Genomic DNA, 5463 nt, shown 5'->3' with positions numbered 1-5463 from the left:
ATCATATTGATCTCGTCGGTGTTGGTCACCGCGATCAGCATGTCGGCGTCTTCGCAGCCTGCTTGGCGTAGCACAATGGGGTAGGAGCCTGCGCCTGTCACCGTGCGGATATCCAGCTTGGTGTGCAGTTCGCGCAGTTTTGCGCCGTCGGTATCGACGACGGTGATGTCGTTCTCCTCGCGGGCGAGGTGTTCGGCCAGCGTTGCGCCCACTTGGCCGGCGCCAAGAATGATAATTTTCATTCGTTTATGTCCTCACGGTCGAACTCAACGCAAAGCCGATAGCCAATCCCCGGCTCGGTTTGCAGCAGGCTAGGGGCCTGTGGGTCATCGCCCAATTTCTGGCGCAGCTTGCTGATGACGATGCGTAAATAGTGGGTGTCTTCTTGATGGCTTGGCCCCCAGATCGTGCGCAGCAAATGGGTTTGCGTCACGATTCGGCCAGTCTGGTTAATAAGCTGGTGCAGTACCGCAAACTCTTTGCGGGTTAAATGAATCGTCGCACCGTGTAATGTCACTTGATGGGCCGCGATATCAACGGTTAACGCGCCATACTGATAACGCGGTTTGGTGATAGCGGGCGGATGCTGGCGCAGCAGAGCTCGGATACGGGCCAGCAGCTCCTGAATGCCAAACGGTTTAGTGACGTAGTCGTTGGCGCCGTTATCCAAGGCGCGCACCTTCTCCACTTCTTGGCCGCGCACCGAGACAATAATGATCGGTATGCTGACCTGCTGGCGCAGCGTGCTGAGTACCTGCTGCCCATCAATATCGGGCAGGCCAAGGTCTAGCAAAATCAGATCGATAGGATCAGCCGTTAACATCTCACGTACGGTATGGATCGCGGCATACCCGGTGCTGGCTTCGCTGATGCGAAAGCCTTGCGACGCTAAGCTAATGCGTAAAAACTGCCGAATTGCGGGCTCATCGTCAACGATCAGTATGCGTGCGGGCTTAGGCGTCATCGCTCGGCTCCTGGGTGGGGGTCGAGAGTGGCAGCCGCATAATAATTTGAGTTCCTTGCCCGTGGGGCCCTTCAACAGCCGACACCGTTCCGCCATGGGCACCCAACATTCCACGGCAAATAGCGAGCCCCAGCCCTGTGCCGTGCAGGCTGCGGTCACCCTCATTGCCTGTGAAAAACATCTCAAATACCTGTTCACGCATGGCGGGTGGTATTCCGGGCCCTTCATCGGTGACGGTGAGTGTGAGTGTGCTATGGCGAGGATCGGTAGCAGCGGCAATGGTGATCACTCCGTTAGGAGGAGAAAACCGCGCCGCGTTTTCCAGTACGTTGACCAGTGCTTGCTCAATCAGGGCGGGGTGAACATTCAAGAGCGGCAGCTCGCCATCCCATGCTTGACGCACGTTAATATCGGCCAGTGCGCCGGTTAAACGACGCCGTGCTGACGCTACCAAATCGTCGACGCTGATCCAGTCCCGCTCAATCGCCAATTCGCCGTGGCCTAGTCGTGTCATGTCCAGCAAGTTTTGAATGTAACGGTTCAGTCGCTCGCTTTCATTAAGGACGCCGTCAAGCAGTTCAAAGCGATCCTGTTGGCTTAGCTGGGCATCTAACGTGCGCAGGGAGCTGGCGGCACCAATAATCGACGCAAGCGGCGTACGTAGATCGTGAGACACCGAGGCGAGCAGGGCAGAGCGCAGCCGCTCCTGCTCCTCTGCCAACCGAGAGGCATTAAGTGCCAGCATTCGCTCGCGGCTAACGCCTGCAATATGACCCACGACCAGCGCGATTAATAAAAAGAACAGGAGCGTGACCAACTGCTCCCGCTCAGACACTGCCAAAGAAAAGTACGGCTCGGTAAAGCCGACGTTAAACACCACAAAGTTCACCAGCGCACTGATAAAGGCCGCACGGCTGCTGGCCAGAACGGCACAGGCAAGCACGGCTGTTAAAAAAATCAGCGATAAATTGGCCAGCGCGAGCCAGGTATGTAGCCACCAAGCAGCCAGCAGAGCCACACCGCTAGTGCCCAGCACTAAGGCTAACTCGCGCCGGTTGGGAAGACGAAATACGCGCATGTTGTTCACCGTTAGCGCCGCCAAAACATCGGTGTCATGAGGACGACCACGGTTAAAATTTCCAGGCGGCCCATCAACATACCCACACATAGCAGCCATTTGGCGGCATCGGGCAGGCTGGCGAAGTTGCCAGCCGGGCCAATGGTATCGCCAAGGCCTGGGCCTACGTTGGCCACGGCCGTGGCCGCACCGGTGAGCGCGGTCACCAAATCTAAACCGAGCGCCGCTAAACCCAATGCAAGCACGGCAATGGTAATAAAAAAGAAGAACGAAAAAGCCACGACGCTGCGGGAGATATCGCTAGTGACCGGCTGCTGGTTATAGCGGGTGGTAAAGATGCCGTTCGCGTGAATCAGGTAGCGCAGCTGGTTGCGTAGCATCAGCATGGCGATTTGAAAGCGGAATATCTTCATACCGCCGCTGGTAGAGCCGCTACAGCCACCGATAAACGTCAGGTAGAAAAAAGCCGCCACGGGGAGCGAGCCCCACAGGGTGTAGTCGTCTGATGCGTAGCCTGTAGTAGTGACCACTGAAATCACGTTGAAGGTGACGTGGGTGAGTGAGACAAACCAGTTGTCGCCTTGAAATACCCGCCAAGCGCTCAATATCACAATGGCCGCCAGCAGCAGTTTGAGCAGCCCGCGTACCTGTTGGTCTTTCCATAGCGCGCTGCGGGAAGAGCGAATAAAGCGAATATACAGTACGAACGGCAGTGCGCCGCTGAGCATAAAAAAGCTGCCCATCCATAGCAGCCACGGTTGTTCTGTGTACGCGCCAAACGAAGCATCAGAGTTGGCAAAGCCGCCTGTGGAGAGCGAAGACATGCCATGCACGATGGCATCTAGCGGCAGCATGCCACCAAGCCAGTAGCTAACCATCGCCGTAAGGGTAAGGATGACATAAATAGACAGCGTGGCTTTGGCAATACCGCCAGTGCGGGGCATGACCTTATCCGACCAGTCAGAAGATTCGGTATGAAACAGACGCATGCCGCCCACTTTCAAAAACGGCAGAATGGCAATGCCCATCACGATGATGCCGATACCTCCCAACCACTGCATCAAGCCGCGCCATAGCTTTAAGCCGTCTGAGAGGTTCTCAATGCCCACCAGCACGGTAGAGCCCGTGGTGGTGATCGCCGATACGGATTCAAACACGGCGTTGGTGAACGTTAGCTGCGGCGCGCCAAGAATCAGCGGCAGGCTGGCAAAGCAGCTAATGCTGGTCCAACTGCCTGCCGTGAGAATAAACATTTGCCACGGCTTAAGCTCAAGCGATGCACGATAAGTGAGCAGTAGCGTGGTCGCCACACAGGCGAGCACGATCATAATAGACAGGCTAAACGCCTGGGCGTCGGGGTCTCGTTCAATCAGTAGCACCGCCCAAGGCACCGTCATAAACAGCGCTAGAATAAGCCACAGCACCGACAAAATCTTAAACACCGGTGCCCAGTGGCGGTAGAGCTCTTTGCTGCGATAAAACCAGGGGTTGGTAGTGTGCATTGCCATACTCATCGTTCATTTGCTTTAAGCATGGTCTATAACATCATGCACCTGCATAAAAAGTCCGTAAAAAATAAAACCCGGCGTAGATTTCTCAGGCGCCGGGAATGAGCAAGCCGCTCAAGCGAGGAAACAAGCTAATGAAGCACTCTTTTAACCCTTCACACCCCCTGCAGTTAAACCGCCAATAATCCAGCGTTGGCAGATCAAAAACGCCACGGTAATCGGTAGGCCGGAGAGTACGGCGGCGGCGGCAAAATTGCCCCAGCGCTGGTTGTGGTCGGCTAGGTACTGCTGGGCACCCACAGCGAGCGTCAGTTTGTGTTCGTCCACTAAAAGCACCGAGGCCATGGGGTACTCCATAATGCTCATCACAAACGCCAGGATGAACACCACCATCAAGATTGGGATAGAGAGCGGCAGCAGAATGTAGCGAAACGCTTGCCAAGTGCTGGCGCCATCCACCATGGCAGCCTCCTCAAGCGAGCCATCGATGGATTCGAAGTAGCCTTTGATCGTCCAGATATGTAGCGCTACCGCGCCGAGCGAAGCCACAATCAGCGCGCCGTGGGTATTGATTCCCAGCCAGCCGACAAACTGCCCCAGCCGGTCAAATAGCGCATAAAGCGCCACCAGCGAAAGCACCGCCGGGAACATCTGAAAAATCAGCATACCTTTGAGCAGCGGCTCCTTGCCTTTGAAGCGCATGCGGGCAAACGCATAGGCGCTGGTGGTGGCCAGCATCAGAATCAGCACTGACGACACCACGGCCACCTTGATGGAGTTCCACAGCCACAGCAGCACGGGAAAGGGCGGCTGCACTATGGTGCCGTCTGGCCGCTCCCAGGGGATGCCCAGCGCCAGGGACCAGTGCTCCAGCGAGAAATTCTCTGGAATCAAGCTGCCGGTGGCAAAGTTGCCCTCCCGAAACGAGATCGAGATTACCAGCAGCAGCGGAAAGACAATTAGCGATACAAAGCCGAACAGCGCTAAGTGCGCCCCTAGGCGGCGCACGCCAACGGAGCGGGGTTGAACCATGGCCATGTGTAACCTCCTATACCTTCACTTTGGAAAGGCGCAAATTGAGCAGCGACATGCCTGCCACCAGCAGGAAAATCAGCGTGGCAATTGCGGCCGCTAGGCCAAAGTTCTGCCCAGCATCCTGAAAGGCTATGCGGTAGGTGTAGCTCACCAGCAGGTCGGTGGTGCCCGCTGGGGTGCTGGCCCCTAAAATATCCGGGTTGCCGCCGGTGAGCAGCGCAATCAGCACAAAGTTATTGAAGTTAAACGCAAAGGCGGCAATCAGTAGCGGCGTTAACGGCTTGATAATCAGCGGCAGGGTGATCTTGAACAGGTTGGTGAGCGGGCCGCCGCCGTCTACCGCCGAGGCTTCGTATAAATCCTGGGGAATGGCCTGAATCAAGCCCATGCAGAGCAGCAGCATGTAGGGGTAGCCTAACCAGGTATTCACAATCAGCAGCATGCTGCGGGCAAGCCATGGGTCGGTAAACCACTCGGGGCGCACGCCAAACAAGGTGTCCAGAATCATGTTCACTTCACCAAAGTGCTGGTTGAACATGCCTTTAAAAATCAGAATCGAAATAAACGCCGGTACCGCGTAGGGCAGAATCAGCAGCGTGCGGTAAACGGCCTTGCCCTTGAGCTGGTCCCACTGCAGCAGCGAGGCCAGTACAAAGCCAACCGCTAAGGTAAACACCACGGTGAGGGCGGCAAACACGAAGGTCCACACAAAAATTTGCATGAACGGGCCGCGAATATCCGGGTCCGTGAAAATCTGGGTGTAGTTGGAAAAGCCCACGCTCACCGGCCAGCCGGGCGTAATTTGCTCGCCGTTATCCGCGACGAAAAAGCCAATGCTGGGGTCGGGGGTAAGCAGCCGCTCATCGCGGCGATCATAC

Annotated in this window: 6 protein-coding genes; all 6 read right to left on the bottom strand. The window is 56.3% G+C overall.

Going from position 1 to position 5463, the window contains the following annotated elements:
* The coding region (locus BIS10_RS17075) for an NAD-binding protein (RefSeq protein ID WP_253507091.1) at nt 1-242 on the bottom strand (242 nt) is incomplete at its 3' end.
* On the bottom strand, nt 239-964 hold the full coding sequence (locus BIS10_RS17070) for a response regulator (RefSeq protein WP_253507088.1): 726 nt from the start codon (nt 962-964) through the stop codon (nt 239-241). The genes BIS10_RS17070 and BIS10_RS17075, both read right to left, overlap by 4 nt.
* The gene (locus BIS10_RS17065; protein WP_253507085.1) at nt 954-2042 is read right to left on the bottom strand and encodes an ATP-binding protein; all 1089 of its coding nucleotides are present in this window, start codon (nt 2040-2042) and stop codon (nt 954-956) included. Before BIS10_RS17065 ends, BIS10_RS17070 begins: the two co-directional genes overlap by 11 nt.
* 11 nt (nt 2043-2053) lie before the next feature.
* Nucleotides 2054-3544 (bottom strand): TrkH family potassium uptake protein, encoded by a 1491-nt coding sequence (locus tag BIS10_RS17060; protein ID WP_253507094.1) that lies wholly within the window; start codon nt 3542-3544, stop codon nt 2054-2056.
* A gap of 153 nt (nt 3545-3697) precedes the next feature.
* Nucleotides 3698-4588: a maltose ABC transporter permease MalG gene (malG, locus tag BIS10_RS17055; protein ID WP_253507082.1), complete on the bottom strand. Its 891-nt coding sequence runs from the start codon at nt 4586-4588 to the stop codon at nt 3698-3700.
* 10 nt (nt 4589-4598) lie between these two features.
* The coding region (gene malF, locus BIS10_RS17050; protein WP_253507079.1) for a maltose ABC transporter permease MalF at nt 4599-5463 on the bottom strand (865 nt) is incomplete at its 5' end.

This window comes from Halomonas sp. 707B3, assembly GCF_024158645.1.
Classification (GTDB): Bacteria; Pseudomonadota; Gammaproteobacteria; order Pseudomonadales; family Halomonadaceae; genus Vreelandella; species Vreelandella lionensis.
This window is presented reverse-complemented; position numbering and strand designations above follow the sequence as displayed.

Bases quoted from the DNA above. Each gene is read 5' to 3' on its own strand.
- BIS10_RS17060 (WP_253507094.1), bottom strand. From the start codon at position 3,544: ATGCACACTACCAACCCCTGGTTTTATCGCAGCAAAGAGCTCTACCGC.
- BIS10_RS17070 (WP_253507088.1), bottom strand. From the start codon at position 964: ATGACGCCTAAGCCCGCACGCATACTGATCGTTGACGATGAGCCCGCA.
- malG (WP_253507082.1), bottom strand. From the start codon at position 4,588: ATGGCCATGGTTCAACCCCGCTCCGTTGGCGTGCGCCGCCTAGGGGCG.
- BIS10_RS17065 (WP_253507085.1), bottom strand. From the start codon at position 2,042: ATGCGCGTATTTCGTCTTCCCAACCGGCGCGAGTTAGCCTTAGTGCTG.